11 protein-coding genes and 1 pseudogene are annotated in these 13,815 nt (G+C 42.9%); 9 read left to right on the top strand and 3 right to left on the bottom strand.

The window, feature by feature from the left end:
- Positions 1-138: 138 nt before the first annotated feature.
- Positions 139-381, bottom strand: a pseudogene (locus ACI35L_RS00920) (MmcQ/YjbR family DNA-binding protein); the annotation flags it as partial.
- A gap of 298 nt (positions 382-679) precedes the next feature.
- On the opposite strand from ACI35L_RS00920, the gene ACI35L_RS00915 reads away from it, so the two are divergent.
- The 3 genes from ACI35L_RS00915 (at position 680) to ACI35L_RS00905 (ending at position 2,365) form a co-directional block, all read left to right on the top strand.
- Entirely contained in the window at positions 680-1,057 is a 378-nt protein-coding gene (locus ACI35L_RS00915; RefSeq protein WP_049670865.1) for a PH domain-containing protein, read from the top strand.
- A gap of 134 nt (positions 1,058-1,191) precedes the next feature.
- Positions 1,192-1,587, top strand: a complete 396-nt coding sequence (locus tag ACI35L_RS00910; protein WP_439802036.1) for a DoxX family protein — start codon at positions 1,192-1,194, stop codon at positions 1,585-1,587.
- A gap of 172 nt (positions 1,588-1,759) precedes the next feature.
- On the top strand, positions 1,760-2,365 hold the full coding sequence (locus ACI35L_RS00905) for a YdcF family protein (protein ID WP_049670867.1): 606 nt from the start codon (positions 1,760-1,762) through the stop codon (positions 2,363-2,365).
- A gap of 56 nt (positions 2,366-2,421) precedes the next feature.
- On the opposite strand, the gene ACI35L_RS00900 is transcribed toward ACI35L_RS00905, so the two are convergent.
- A complete protein-coding gene (locus ACI35L_RS00900; protein WP_197089923.1) occupies positions 2,422-2,595 on the bottom strand; it encodes a hypothetical protein in 174 nt (57 codons plus the stop codon).
- 233 nt (positions 2,596-2,828) lie between these two features.
- Between ACI35L_RS00900 and ACI35L_RS00895 the strand changes: the two genes are divergently transcribed.
- Positions 2,829-3,989, top strand: coding sequence for an MFS transporter (locus ACI35L_RS00895; protein ID WP_439802051.1), 1,161 nt, complete (start codon positions 2,829-2,831; stop codon positions 3,987-3,989).
- A gap of 319 nt (positions 3,990-4,308) precedes the next feature.
- Positions 4,309-5,001: a copper homeostasis protein CutC gene (locus ACI35L_RS00890; protein WP_439802035.1), complete on the top strand. Its 693-nt coding sequence runs from the start codon at positions 4,309-4,311 to the stop codon at positions 4,999-5,001.
- Between the two features lie 85 nt (positions 5,002-5,086).
- Here the strand turns inward: ACI35L_RS00890 and ACI35L_RS00885 are convergent, their stop codons facing one another.
- Positions 5,087-5,362 (bottom strand): GNAT family N-acetyltransferase, encoded by a 276-nt coding sequence (locus tag ACI35L_RS00885; protein WP_049670869.1) that lies wholly within the window; start codon positions 5,360-5,362, stop codon positions 5,087-5,089.
- A gap of 221 nt (positions 5,363-5,583) precedes the next feature.
- Here ACI35L_RS00885 and ACI35L_RS00880 point away from each other — a divergent pair, with 221 nt between their 5' ends.
- Genes ACI35L_RS00880 through ACI35L_RS00865 form a run of 4 tightly spaced genes read left to right on the top strand, consistent with a single transcriptional unit; the run spans position 5,584 to position 13,335 of the window.
- Complete coding sequence (locus tag ACI35L_RS00880; RefSeq protein WP_439802034.1) at positions 5,584-6,654, top strand: Wadjet anti-phage system protein JetD domain-containing protein; 1,071 nt, start codon at positions 5,584-5,586, stop codon at positions 6,652-6,654.
- The gene (locus ACI35L_RS00875) at positions 6,651-8,156 is read left to right on the top strand and encodes a hypothetical protein (protein ID WP_049670871.1); all 1,506 of its coding nucleotides are present in this window, start codon (positions 6,651-6,653) and stop codon (positions 8,154-8,156) included. Before ACI35L_RS00880 ends, ACI35L_RS00875 begins: the two co-directional genes overlap by 4 nt.
- Positions 8,157-8,903: a DUF6063 family protein gene (locus tag ACI35L_RS00870; RefSeq protein WP_049670872.1), complete on the top strand. Its 747-nt coding sequence runs from the start codon at positions 8,157-8,159 to the stop codon at positions 8,901-8,903.
- Positions 8,881-13,335, top strand: coding sequence for a hypothetical protein (locus tag ACI35L_RS00865; protein ID WP_439802033.1), 4,455 nt, complete (start codon positions 8,881-8,883; stop codon positions 13,333-13,335). The genes ACI35L_RS00870 and ACI35L_RS00865 overlap by 23 nt, the downstream gene beginning before the upstream one ends.
- Positions 13,336-13,815 lie beyond the last annotated feature (480 nt).

The following is a 13,815-nucleotide window of genomic DNA, read 5'->3' as shown; positions in this document are numbered from 1 at the left end:
CATTTCAGCATGACATTGTTGACAAATTCTTTTCAATATACATAACCCCCAAATGAAAACATTAATCCTTTCCAATATCATTATATCATGTTGAATATTCCCTTTATTTCTATCCTTTAATATAATTGGTACCATCGCTCATTTATGTTTTTTCACTAAATCATAACTCATATCGATAAGCCTAATTATTTCATTGTAGGAAACAGAGCCATCAAGAAGGATGGTGGTCCAATTTTCCTTGTTCATATGGTAAGCTGCCAGGAATCCTGGCTTTTGCTGCAGGGATCCAAGTAAAAAAGGTTTGACCTTTATAGTAAGAATATCATTGATTTCATCGATGTTAAGTCCCAAATTGTTCTTTGGTACTTGCATCACGACAGCATACCACTTTTGATTGTCTTGTCATCTTAAAACAGCATGATGGGGGGATTTCTTCCATCAATATTCCGGGTCTGTTCTGTATTGTTCCTTGGCGTATTGGAGGAGCGATTCTCTGTTAGGCTGCCTATCCATTAAGCTTCACCTCTTTAAAGCATTCATTTGATTGAGTAACTTTTCCACCAGAATGAGATATAAAACATGGTAAATAGCTCATCTTCACCTGCTTTATCATCAATCCTCGCCAATGCATGGGTTCATATAGATTATGTTAAAATAAAGGAAAAAGGAGTGAATATTGATGGGTTATTTAGACGCATTCTTAGGGAATTCATCCAACATGAAGACAGAAGAGGCAGAGGAAAAATTAAAGGATATTCTGTTTCCGGAAGAAAAAGTGAATCAAGCCTATAAATTAATTAGGGATATGCTCGTCTTCACGGAGCATCGCTTGATTCTTGTGGATGTTCAAGGGATGACAGGAAAGAAGATTGAGTACCATTCAATTCCCTACAAAAGTATTACCCATTTCAGTACAGAGACAGCGGGCACCTTTGACCTTGATGCCGAATTGAAAATTTGGCTGTCCGGAGCTGATCTTCCAATAGAAAAGACCTTTAAAAAGGGAGCCAGCATCACGGAAGTACAGCAATTGCTTGCGTTTTATGTTTGCGGCTGATTGTCTGTAGAATAAGGACTAACGCCTGTTGACATTCATTCATTTGGACAATTAGGATAGAGATAAACGGTAGGGCTATCTCTGTTTTCGTTGCTGCACGGCTCCTATCTCCTAAATGCAAGGGGGAAGGATGAATGGAAGACATGGGGCTCCTTATAGTAAGGCTGATTGTAGGCGGATTATTCCTTGCACATGGAGCACAGAAATGGTTCGGGTGGTTTGGCGGTGCAGGATTAAGGGGCACCGCAGGGTGGTTGGAAGCCATTGATATTAAACCAGGAATGTTCATGGCATTCATGGTAGGGGGAATCGAATTTCTCGGTGGTCTCTTCTTAATAATTGGCCTTCTTACACCGTTTGCAGCTACCTTATTAGCGGTCACAATGCTGTCAGCTGTCGTCAAGGTCCATTGGAGAAATGGTCTGTGGAACACAGACAATGGATATGAGTATAATCTTGTCTTGATTGCCATTCTGCTTTGCCTCATTTTAACGGGGGCAGGAGAATATGCCGTGGATTCACTCTTTTAAGAAAGCTTAGGATCTTTATTCATCACGTATTTAAAAGAAGTCGAACTTCCAGGAAAGTTTGACTTCTTTTTTATTCACCCTAATATTCAAGATAACGTTACCATTTGGCTGTAATCGTCGTACACTATTAGGAGGAGTCTTAGGAAAACGCAATGTCATAAAGGGGTGCGATATGTATATATCTGATTTAGATGCAGACAAGCTTTCTGATGATCAAATGACCAAGCTGTTATTCTCCGATATACAGGATGATGGCCAACAGGGAGATTGCATATTTGTGGCAGGCAGCAGTAAGGCGGTCCTATACCGTCTCCCAAAAGCGGTAGAGTTATATAAGCAGGGAAGGGCGGACAGGCTGCTGTTCTCCGGGGGAGTAACGTGGAAGGGAAGTGTATTCACAGAGGCTGAATCCCTACAGAAAGAGGCAATCACTTCCGGCATTCCTGAGGATGCGATTTTAGTGGAGAAACAATCCTTGCATACCGTTGAGAATGTGTTAGCTTCGATGTTTGTCCTTAACAGGGAGATTCCTTTGTACAAGGTCCGGCGAATACTTGTTGTCACGACGTCTTATCATATGAGACGGCTGCATCTTTCTTTGCAAACCTATATGCCAGATTGGATTGAGTACACTTTATGCCTGGCTGAAGATGATAACACGGTAAAGGATAATTGGTTCTTGACTGAGTTAGGCAGAAAACGGGTACAAGCAGAATGTTCAAAGCTAATTAAATATGTACAGATGGGTAGTTTGAAGGATATGTCTATCGAAATGTAAGAGGTGAGAGAAGGGAACATTCAGGAGATGCTCCCTTTAACGATGTTGGGCTTCTGTTATCGATATTCTGAGACGTCTTTCCTCAGTGCTGTCGCTGCACAAAACAAGAATACTAATCCCAATCCGAGACCGACAAGCATGGAATATTCATAGGTTTCAATGAAGGCCATTCCGCCGGCTATAGATGCGACAAATAACAAGAGAAACAGGGTTGTATAGTTTAACTTCATGAATATCACCACCTTCCATCCATTATAATTCATGTGAAATAGAGAAAACATGCAACAATAGTATCAACTGGTTTCTAAGAGATTCCTCCCTGTCGGTACCCATAAATTGCTAGAAATGTATTCTGCAAGGTAGAATGGTTGTATAGTCGTTTGGTGGAATGGATTCACTTTCAGCGTACTGTGCAAATTGTTGGGGAGGAACGTGGCTTAACGTGAAGATATTAAATAAAAAAATGCTGGTATTAATGGTGAATATGTTTATTGCCATTGCCAGCTTCGGCATCGTCATCCCCATCTTGCCGGATTACTTGGCATCCATCGGTGAGGGCGGTACAGCGGCAGGGCTGATGATTGCCGTATTTGCCGGGGCTCAGCTCGTCATGTCGCCGATTGCAGGCAGATGGGCGGATCAATATGGAAGGCGAAAAATGATTATATATGGGCTTATCGGGCTTTCGCTTTCAGCCCTTGTATTCTATTTGTCCAATTCTATTTGGATTCTTTATTTCTCCAGACTGTTAGGCGGTGTAGGTGCTGCCTTGCTGGTTCCAGCCATCTTTGCCTATGTGGCTGATATAACAACCTTCGAGCAAAGGGCGAAGGGGAATAGTCTCATTTCTGCGGCAATGTCTCTTGGTATAGTCATCGGACCTGGGATTGGGGGATATTTAGCGGAGATTGATTTGAAGCTGCCGTTGCTGATCTCAGCCATCGTTGCCTTCTTTGCGGTGATTTTCTCCGTATTCTTGCTGAAGGAAAGCCGCAATGAGCAGGATGCTGCAGCAGGACCAATGGATCAGCCATCCTTCTTGGTCAGTCTCGCAAATTCTGTGAAAAAGCCTTACTTTGTTGTTTTGCTGATTACCTTAATTATGAGTCTTGGTCTTATGGCCTATGAGTCTGTGCTTGGCTTATTCGTAAATGACCAGTATGGAGCGAGCCCGCAGGATATCGCCAATATGGTCACAGCAACAGGAATCGTCAGTGTTGTTGCCCAATTATTCATCGTAGACAAGATTGTGAATAAATTCGGTGAAAGCTCCGTGTTAATCTTGTTTATTATGCTGACTGCGAGCGGCTATTTATTGTCCATCTTCGCTGGAAGCTATGGAGCGTTCTTCGCTATCACCTTGATTATCTTCCTCGGGACAAGCATCTTGCGGCCTGTCTTAAATACACTCGTATCCAAGATGGCCGGGTCGGAACAAGGATTTGCGATGGGGATGAATAATGCGTATATGAGCATTGGAAATGTGCTCGGACCAACCTTGGCAGGCACCTTGTATGACATTAACATCATTTATCCTTTTATCATGGGATTCACGATTCTACTCATCACGCTATTGCTTGCATTTGGATGGAAAAGAAAAGGAAGGCTCACAATTGCTGAATAAGGATGAATATTGGTTGTTTCTTATTCAACGGCAAAGATAGGGAGAACTTTATCTTGTGTTTGAACGTTCAGTTAGAAAACCACCCAGCATAGGGTGGTTTTGATTTATTCTTCACCCTCACCAATGCCTTTATCAAATGACGAAATGAAAAGGTACAGATTTGGAGAGGAAGCGAGGTTCTTTTCTTCCTGATTGGCACATATTTCTTGAGTAAAGAAAGGAATCGTTCATTTTTTTATCACGTTGTCTTGTATATAATAGCCTCATAGGAATGTCATTCTGTAGATGAAGAGAGTATGAATGAGAAGCAGGTGATTAGATGATTTTAGAATGCATTGTTGAAAATGAAAGAGATGCGATTCAAGCAGAAAAGATGGGCTTTAGCCGGCTTGAATTAGTGTCTGCTATGGCAGAAGGCGGGTTAACACCAAGCTATGGAACGGTAAAACGTGTCATCGAAAGTGTGAATATCCCGGTTCAGGTGATGCTGCGCCCTCATAGTTATTCATTTGAATATGATGAGTTTGATTGGCTCTCTATGAAAGAAGACCTTAAAGTGTTTTCCGATTTAGGTGTAAAAGGAATCGTGTTTGGCTGTCTAAGAAATGGTGAAATTGACCAAGCACTTTTAGAGAAAGTGATCGAGGAAATACCGACATTTGATATTACGTTCCATAGGGCGTTTGATGAACTCAAGAGTCAGGGGAATGGACTCGAAGTTCTATGTCAGTACTCTAAGCATGTAAGGCGGATTCTTACCTCTGGAGGGAAAGGAACCGCTTACGAGGGAAGGGAAAAACTGCAGCAGCTGATTGTTTTATCTGATGTCTGGTCAGGACCTGAGATTTTGGTCGGAAGCGGCCTCAGTACAGAGAATATTCCAGAGCTTCATTCATTCCTGCATGCGAAGGAATACCATTTTGGGTCAGGCGTCCGGAAAGAAGGCTCTTTTGCCAATGGAATCGACCAGGAAAAAATCGATTTCTTGCTTGAGTTTTTTGATGGCAAGTAATGATAGGACCTTTATTTCGTGAAACATGGAGGTGACGGAAAAGCGGATGTCTTATAATTATTAAGACATCCGCTTTTCTTTATCATTATTTTGCTAGTACGTCGGAGTAATCTTTGACCCGTTGGAATTCAACTTGGGCAAATGAACAGGCAGGAATAATCTTTTTTTCATTAGACCGTGCGTATTGCACAACTTCCTTCACAAGTTTGTTGGCTAGCCCTTGGCCCCTATGCTCTGGGGAGACGAAAGTATGGTCAATGATGATTCTTTCCTCACCATCTGGTACAAAGGTGATTTCACCTACTTTATTTCCATCTGAATCTACCATATAAAATAAATGGTCCTCCTGCTTGATTTGCATAAAATTATACAACCTCCTCTTCATTTTTCCTGTTTATTTCATTATTCTCTCTCTTTGTCATACATAAACCTTGTTTACCCTTTATTTGAATGAAGCTTAGATTGATCAGGGGGTAAATCTTTATTCAGGCTTCTGTATAATCGATATTCTCTCGCAAAATAAGATACTCTTAAACCCGTTGATTTGTTATAATCCAATAGTGTATTTGTTTTTAGAAGAAGGTGGGCAACATCAATATTATTGAAACAAGGATGCGAGGATTTATAGAAGATATACAGCATCCGAGACAGAAAAAGAAGCTAAACATTAATGATTTGGAATACCAGCTGCGCCAGCAGATTGAAGATTACTATGATATGGACGGCTATACTTTATTCTATGAGACAATTCAGAAGATGGCGGAGGAACAAGTGCTCAGCCCGATCATGAATAAACAGACAAATGGCCGTTCCCCCGGACTTCCCCTCTTTTATTGGGTCAATGTGAAGAAGCAGGAAACGAAATGGGACCGCCTCGAGATGCTGAAGCGTAATGATCTTCTCGATTTCACCTACTATAACCAACATCCTGAGTGGCAGACAGACGATGAATGGGAAAGAATCTTAAATGTATATGATTTTTTGAAAAAAGAAGAGGAACGGGAGCTTGTCTCTTTAGAAGAGCGGAGCCTTGAATTATTCGGGCATGAGAAATTCCTTTCTGATGAGAAGCTTTTTCCTGAAGGAAAAGGATTCCTGCAGCGAATAGGCGTGAATAAGGAGAAGCTCAAGACCGTGAAATACGGCGAGCCCTTTGTCTATTGGCTGAAAAGGGGCTGTGATCTCACCTCCATTAAGCGAATTTTAATTGTTGAGAATCTCTCCTTTTTCCATACAAGTGTGAAACTGCTTGAAGAGGATTTATTAGATTATGAACCTGAAATGATCATATATGGCGAAGGGAAAAAGATAGAAAGCAGCTTTTCGTTCTTCTTCCGCATGTTCCCTGAACAGCCGTATTTATTTTACTATGCAGGTGATTTGGATGCAGAGGGATACAGTATTTTTGTCCGCCTTAAGGAACGTTTTGACGACTGCTCCATCCAGCCGGCATTGAAGATTTATCGAAAAATGCTCGAATGCAGGGAATTCGCTAATGAAGAGCGGAAACAAGTTCGGAATGAGCTCCATAAGAATGCGTTCTTTTCCTGGTTTACTGAGGAGGAGCAGGCATTATTGGAGAGCTTATGGGTGACGCAAAAACGAATACCGCAGGAAGTATTAACGATAGAAAGCTGGAGGAAATGGCTATGAATGAATCTTGGGAAGGCTTTGGGGAGCGGATGAAACGGTTAAATCCTCTGTTTGAGCTGGGACGAGGCATGGAGGTAGGCGAATTGAAGCCTTATTTGCAGACCATTCTCATGCAGGTACTTTTGACCATTTTTTATCGTGAGTTGAATGATGATGATGGCAGAAGAAAGAGCGATATTCTCCATATGGTCGATGAGACGATCAAACAGATGAAATTAACCGCTGATACGCGTCAGATTGAAAGGATTGCGAGCGGTCTTCTATACCAGGGCAGGGAGGAATACTCCAAGCCGTTTGAATCCCTGTACTTTGATGAAATTCGGCAAGCTTGGGAAACGCAGACCTTCCGCTATGTAGCAATGGACGAACTGTACACGAATCTTGAACTCGGCGGGTCAATTGTCTATAAGCTGACAGATGTGGCACAGGAAATGATCTTCATGAGCCGCGAGATGGCGGAGGAATTCTCGATAACGATTGAGCAGCTGTATAGCATGAAGCTTATCAAGAATGGAAACTTCCGCAAGGCAGCAAGAAACCTTGATCACTTGATTTCCAGAGTTAATCGCTTAATGACAAAGGAGTACAGCTTCCAAAAGGAAATGATGAATAACCCGAAGATACTCCTGATCGAACAGGAAAAAAGACGCGAGGATAATCGCTGGGAAATTGAGCAGCAATTCGAGGAAGAAAAGAATCATTTCCGGACGATTACTTCGATGATCGAGAAGGCGAAACGAACGGAGGAGGATGAAGTCGTGCAAGGCGAGCTTATGCTTCTCCATGAGAAGATAGAGCACACTAGACAGCTGCATGACCGATTCGCGAAATTAGTGATTCAAAATATCTCCCATGAGATGAAGCTGAAGGCGGAGAACCCTTCCCTCTTCTGGGAGAACAGTCTCGTCTCCTTCCGCGAACAGATTTACGAGGATTGGATTCTAAAAGAAGGAATACGGGACTTCGGGCTTGTCGAGAAATTGATCGGACCTTTATTCTCACCGAAAAACGAATTCATCCTGCCGCTTGAATGGGTTTGGGGAGAGCAGGAGCTGGCATCCATTCAGGGGACTGAGGATACAGAGCAGGAGGAAATGGAAGAGGACTGGATGGAGAGAAGAATCACGGATTGGTCTTCTGTCGTTAGAGCATGGAGCTATGTGTTCGAGCATTTATTACAGCATGGGGAATTCTCGCTTGCAGACTTAAAGGAACTCCCGCTTGAAGTGCAGGATGAGTGGTTTGAGGAAAGCGAGACCCTTGATCTTTGGATGATGTTTGATAAAAAGCCGCTCACTGTCCAATCGCCGAACCGTCAGGAAGAGGCATTAAGCGATGAACGGGAGAAGCTGTTACATAAATTAATGAACGGTCATCCGCAATTCCTCGCACTCGAAGGCAGACAAATCTACACGAAATTTGATTCAAGTGCTGAACCATTAATTTGGTACCGGACAAAAATGACCCCATTTAAAATATGCATACAGGAGGAAGGAATCTAAATGAATGCAGAAATCCTGAAAAAGGCGTCCTCCGTATACTTTACTCTATTAAAAGATAAAGTCATCGATGAGACTAGCGAATATTTTCAATCCTATTATGAGCCTGATGTCCGTCAGGCTGTCATGATCCTGGCAGATGAGTCAGGAACCTTTATTATTGAATCACCAAAAAGGATTCATCTAGTTGTGCAGCCGACAGGCTCGGTGTTTGCGACAAACTTTACACATATGAAGGATAGACACCGTCATATCGAAAATAAGAAGCATTTCCACTTGATGAGTGTCATCATCATGAGCTTCATGGCCATGATTGATAAGAATCAGGCGGCAAAAATCAGAACAAAGCGGGAAGGCATTACTTTCTATGCACTTGAACGCCATGTGAATGAGCTAATGAACAAATGGACCGTCATGCTGAAGGAAAACCCGTCTGTTGCCCTCGATGAAATGATTGATATGCAGGAAATCGTGACAACATGGACCCATATGGAAGTGGATACGGATGAATTCAGCCTGCGTAAAGGGAACCGCCGTACGAGAATCGGCTTAATTGCCGGAGCGATGAAGCTTCTTGAGACAGAAGGCTTGATTATCATCCTTGACCGAGAGGATATACCGAAAGCTCTGCCGAAGACAGAGCTTTTCGAGCGAATCGAGTTCCTTTATCACGATTATGACCGCTATGAGCAAATGAAACGTTTGATGGCGAGCAAGGAGGAAGAGCATGCCGAAGATCCATCGAATTAGAATCGTCGGTCTCCGATACGACGGAATGCAAAAGCAATACGAAGATACAACCTTTGATTTCCATAATGAAGAAACGTCCACAAATGGCTTGATTGCCATGATGAACGGCGGCGGGAAAGGGGTGTTCCTGCAAACAATCTTTCAGGTGTTGAAGCCTGGTACATCATGGGGTAAGCAGAATAACCGCTTTTACCAGCAATTCTTCTTCAACAAAAAAGAGCAGTTTGCCCCGTATACCTTCCATGTGTTGATTCAATGGGAGCTTGATGGGTCAGACAAGCGCCATCTTGTTACAGGAGGAATGTTCTCTGCTGAACAGCGCATGTCGATGAACGAGGAGGCACAAGATGCAGATAGTATGGAACGGGAGGCGAAAATTGTTCCAAACATCACCTTCTATGCCCGTGAGTTTGACCGCAAGGAAGACGTGGCCTTAGAGCATATCCCGCTCTTTGAAAACGGAGAGGTTGCTGATACGGAGGAATTGAAGGATTATTTCAAGTGGAATGGCTTTGACGTTTATAAGGATGTTAAGAAGCATTACCGCATTCTCGATACATACGGCATCAACCGTAAAGACTGGGATATCATGAAGGAAATCAACCGTGATGAAGGTGGCGTCGGCAAATTCTTTGAAGGAGCTGAGGACGACCATTCCCTCTTTCAGAAGCGCATCATTCCGACGGTGAGCCAAGTCTTAAACAAGTCTGAGCATCAGAAGAATGACTTGATCGAAATCTTCAAAAGCCAGGCGAGCATCGCCCGCGACCTGCCAGTATTATTAAAGCGGGAACAGGCTCACAAGGAATTCTTGGAAGATGTGATTCCATTTGAGGAGCATATCGAGGCAGGAGTTAAGCAGGAAGAGATTGTGGTCGAGAGCAAGAAAAAGGGACAGGCCTTACTTGGTGCCCTTGAGCATCTCATCAAGCAGGATAAAGAGGAGCTGACCTCTCTTGCCAAAGAGATGGAGAAATTGACAGAGGAATTGTCCTTACTACGGTTTGAGAAGGACAATCTTGAGTATGCAAGAGCTCACGAGGAAGCCGTTACATGGGAGAGAAAGCTTGCCGAAGAAAAAGAAAAACTTGAACAGCTTCAGAAGCTTGCTGTGGAGAAACAAGCTGAAAAAGATGAAGCGGCCTTCTCGCTATTGCTCAAGGAATGGAGTGAATTTGAGAATACCATCGCCAATCTAAATCAGCAAATGGGCAGTCTTGAGCGTAATAGCGGTTTAGAGCAAGTCAATACAAGGATGGAGGAAATCAAGCACGCCGTTCAAAGCCAATGGACAGAGGTTTCCGAAAAGCTGAAGGAAGAAAATGATCGTTACCACGCCTTTAAGCTTCATTTAGAGAAATCCATCCGTTCGTTAACAAAGGATGATAAACAAAAAACGATTGAAATTACCCAAATCAAAACCGATATTCGCACTCTTACCGAAGAGCTGCAGCGCTTTGAAATAAAGGCTAGTGACATGGTCAAGGCATACGGGGACCGTGCGGCGTATGATTTGGATGGTTTAGTCGGTAAGCTGAAAAACGATCAGACTAGATTAGCTGATGAGATGAATGACCTTAAAGGGAAAGAAAAGCAATCCCAGCAATTTCAAGGGGAGTTGTCCAATACGGTTGGAACCTTGACGGAGTCATTGAAACATATGAAGGAAAGGCTTGATGAATGGAAGCAAGCCTATGAAAAGCAAGAAAAGAAAGAAACAGCACTTATCGAAAGGATGCATGCTTTCCTTGATGATGTGTCTGCACCGCTTTCTCATGCGATGCTTTCCAAGTATGGACATGCTCTAGAGGATATACTCCAGAAAAATGAGGAAGAAACTGAACAGATTAAGAAAGAACTGTGGGAAGTACAAACAGATCAATATTTAAATGATGAATCATTCTGGATTGCCAACCAAGATGTAAAGCAAATGAAGGAATGGATTGACGAGAAGACCGGCATTGATGTCTTCTACGGGTCACAATATGTACAATCCCTGGATGACGAGGCGAAAAGACAGCACTTGAAATCCTATCCCCTTCTTCCTTTTGGCCTGGTCGTTAGCCAAATTCAATGGGAGAAAATCAATCACCACCTTCTTCAAGGAAAGATTTTCCGCAGTCCTGTACCTATTTTCCTCAGGGAGGAAATGAAGGATGGAGGCACGGACTCCTTTGTCATTATTGATGGAGAGGAAAGAGACCTTCTGATGGACCGTCAAAGCTTTGCCAAATGGAAAACCAGTATGGCCAAGCAGATTGAGGAGAAGAAGGAAGCTATCCAGGAATTTGCGAAAACAGAGCAAGCTATCCGTCGACTCACGAAGGATATCGATCGAATGACCGATACGGATTTATGCACGGACCTCTTAAGGCAGATGGAAAAGCAGGAAGCCTTGATTGATTCCGCTCAGAGGGAATTGACCCATACTGTCAAGACACTTGAGAAGGAGAGAGAACTTCAAACCGGGCTCCAGGAACAGATGAACCAGAAACAAAGGCGAATCGATGAGACGGAGAAGGATCTTGCTGAAGTCACTGCCTTTGTAGAGGAAAAGCATCAGTCAGAAGACAATAAAACGGTCTTGGCAGAGAAAGAGAAACGAAGAGACAAATTAACGACAGAGCAGCTGGAATTAGGAAAATTGCTCGATGATTATACCGTAAGATTGGCACAATGGAATCATACGCATCTTGAGTGGAAAATGGCGATGGAGCAAGATTTGAAGGAAATTGGCGCATTTGTCGAGGATGCCGTTTTCCCAACACTTGAAAAGACCGAGCCGAGCGAAGAGGCACCAAGTCTTCCCTCCCATCTTCTCGATGCCATGATTGGGCATGTGACCGAGCTTAAGCAGCTGCAGCGTTCCAAGGAGGAGCAATCACAGGAATTGACCTTGCTGAAGGCGAAAAAGGAAGCTGAACAGGCGCAGGCTGTGAAGCTTGAGAAAAAGCTTACAAAGCAGGATGAAAACTGGCGTGAAAAACCGAAGCCGGAAGAACCGCTTAGCATCCTTGAGGGTCTCTTCCAATCAGCGCAAAAGGAAGCAAAGGAAGCTGATAAAGAAGAGCGAAAACAGGAAAAGGAAGTCACCGTTGCGGAAACGACCTTAAAGCATGCTCTTGACCAAAGGAAGAAAGCTGAGAAGAAGCTGAGCAAGCATGAGAAAGAGCCGGAGACATGGGAAGGTCAGGACCTGGATGTTAAAGAGCTTGAAATCAAGGACCGCACAAAGATTGCCAAAGACCGGCTTAAAAAAGCCGAAAAGGGTCAAAAGGAAACAGATGCCCGTATCACTGGGTATGAAGGAGATCAATTAACCTTATCCGTCATCTTAAAGGATGAAGCAGCTCCATTTGCGAATGAGGATCTTGAGACAATCAAGAATCAGGGGAAATCCTGTATCCTCTCCTGGTGTGATGAGCATCAAGGTATGCAGGAAGAGAAGCAGGTGAAGCACGCGAAGCTGGAACAAGCCTTACGGAAGCTGAAGCTGGCAATTGAGGAAAAGGATTGGGAAATCCGCTTCAAAAACGAAGTCTTGACCTCACTTGACCATATGGATACGAGACATTACGCCCATATGCTGACCATCATCCAAAATATGAAACGCTTCTCTCGCAGCGGTCTTGAACAGCTAGACTTGGATAAAGAACGAGCTGAAAAGGCGAGGGATGTATGGACGAACCGCGCAAGCATGAAGGTGATGAGCATGACGGATGCCATACGTTCGATGCTCGCAAAAATGAAAATCAAGAATGAGCGCGGCACCTTCCCGCTTGTACAATTGAAGGAGGATATTCTCCCAAGGCGTGTGGAGGACATCGAACCGCTCTTAAAGCAGTATTTCGTCACAGCCATTGACAAAATCAGTGCTCAGTTCGACTCCATTGACGAGAATAATAAGCAGCTTGACCAGGAAATTAAGCAGCTCATCGGGGATGAACAAATCCTGTTCGTAGCCCTTCGTAACCGGTATCCAGAACTGCTTGTTTACAATATGAGAACCGATAATGCGTTCATGTACGGCAAGCCGCAAAAAGAGCATTATTCTACATGGAGAACCATTAACCAAGGCTCTCGTACGAAATCAGATGGAAGCGGCGGTCAAAAGCTATCTGCGAGAATGGTCATGATGATGATGCTTCTTTCTGTCAAAACAGAAGCAGATAACTCATGGGTACCGCTCGTCTGTGACAATCCATTTGGACAGGCCGCATCTGCTCATGTTCTAGACCCAATCTTTGCCGTAGCAGAAAAGCTGAAATTCCAATTGATCATTGTCACACCGCCAGAGCTTGTCAAAACAGAAATCAGCCAGCGCTTTGACGCGTACTATAAGCTTGATTTCATACGCAGCAAAGGAAAAGAAATTGTAACAGATACCGTTGTACCGGCTTACCGGATTTATCAGGGGGAAGCGGTACAATAAAAACACTAAGAGATACATGAATCGAAACGGGTGGAAACCGATACGGGTTTTCACCTGTTTTTTATATGAACTTATAGAACAATCTTATTTATAATTATTATAAAATAAATTTAATATTGAATATGGAATGAAAAGACTACACAAGATTTTATGGGTATTTATACCTGTTTTTTTATAAATCAAAATTTTGTTTGTCATTTTTCTTAGTATCAATTATTATAATAATTATTATTAGTCGCTAGGTTAAAAGTTAAATTAGGTATATTGTTTGTAATCATTATAAATAAGAGGATGATAGAGTCAGGCCTTTTCTTTTTATATCGCAATGAGAATTATTATCAATTGTCCTATTGAAAATAATATTATTCCGACTTTTGTGACCATAAGTGAGAATAATTATCAATTGAAAAGCGAGTAACCTCACGCTTAAGGGGGTTGTTATCCTTTTGTATTATCTAATGAGAATGGTTATCAATGGTT

Source organism: Pradoshia sp., from assembly GCF_051873915.1.
GTDB lineage: Bacteria > Bacillota > Bacilli > Bacillales > Pradoshiaceae > Pradoshia.
This window is presented reverse-complemented; position numbering and strand designations above follow the sequence as displayed.

Bases quoted from the DNA above. Each gene is read 5' to 3' on its own strand.
- ACI35L_RS00915 (WP_049670865.1), top strand. From the start codon at position 680: ATGGGTTATTTAGACGCATTCTTAGGGAATTCATCCAACATGAAGACA.
- ACI35L_RS00910 (WP_439802036.1), top strand. From the start codon at position 1,192: ATGGAAGACATGGGGCTCCTTATAGTAAGGCTGATTGTAGGCGGATTA.
- ACI35L_RS00905 (WP_049670867.1), top strand. From the start codon at position 1,760: ATGTATATATCTGATTTAGATGCAGACAAGCTTTCTGATGATCAAATG.
- ACI35L_RS00900 (WP_197089923.1), bottom strand. From the start codon at position 2,595: ATGAAGTTAAACTATACAACCCTGTTTCTCTTGTTATTTGTCGCATCT.
- ACI35L_RS00895 (WP_439802051.1), top strand. From the start codon at position 2,829: ATGCTGGTATTAATGGTGAATATGTTTATTGCCATTGCCAGCTTCGGC.
- ACI35L_RS00890 (WP_439802035.1), top strand. From the start codon at position 4,309: ATGATTTTAGAATGCATTGTTGAAAATGAAAGAGATGCGATTCAAGCA.
- ACI35L_RS00885 (WP_049670869.1), bottom strand. From the start codon at position 5,362: ATGCAAATCAAGCAGGAGGACCATTTATTTTATATGGTAGATTCAGAT.
- ACI35L_RS00875 (WP_049670871.1), top strand. From the start codon at position 6,651: ATGAATGAATCTTGGGAAGGCTTTGGGGAGCGGATGAAACGGTTAAAT.
- ACI35L_RS00870 (WP_049670872.1), top strand. From the start codon at position 8,157: ATGAATGCAGAAATCCTGAAAAAGGCGTCCTCCGTATACTTTACTCTA.
- ACI35L_RS00865 (WP_439802033.1), top strand. From the start codon at position 8,881: ATGCCGAAGATCCATCGAATTAGAATCGTCGGTCTCCGATACGACGGA.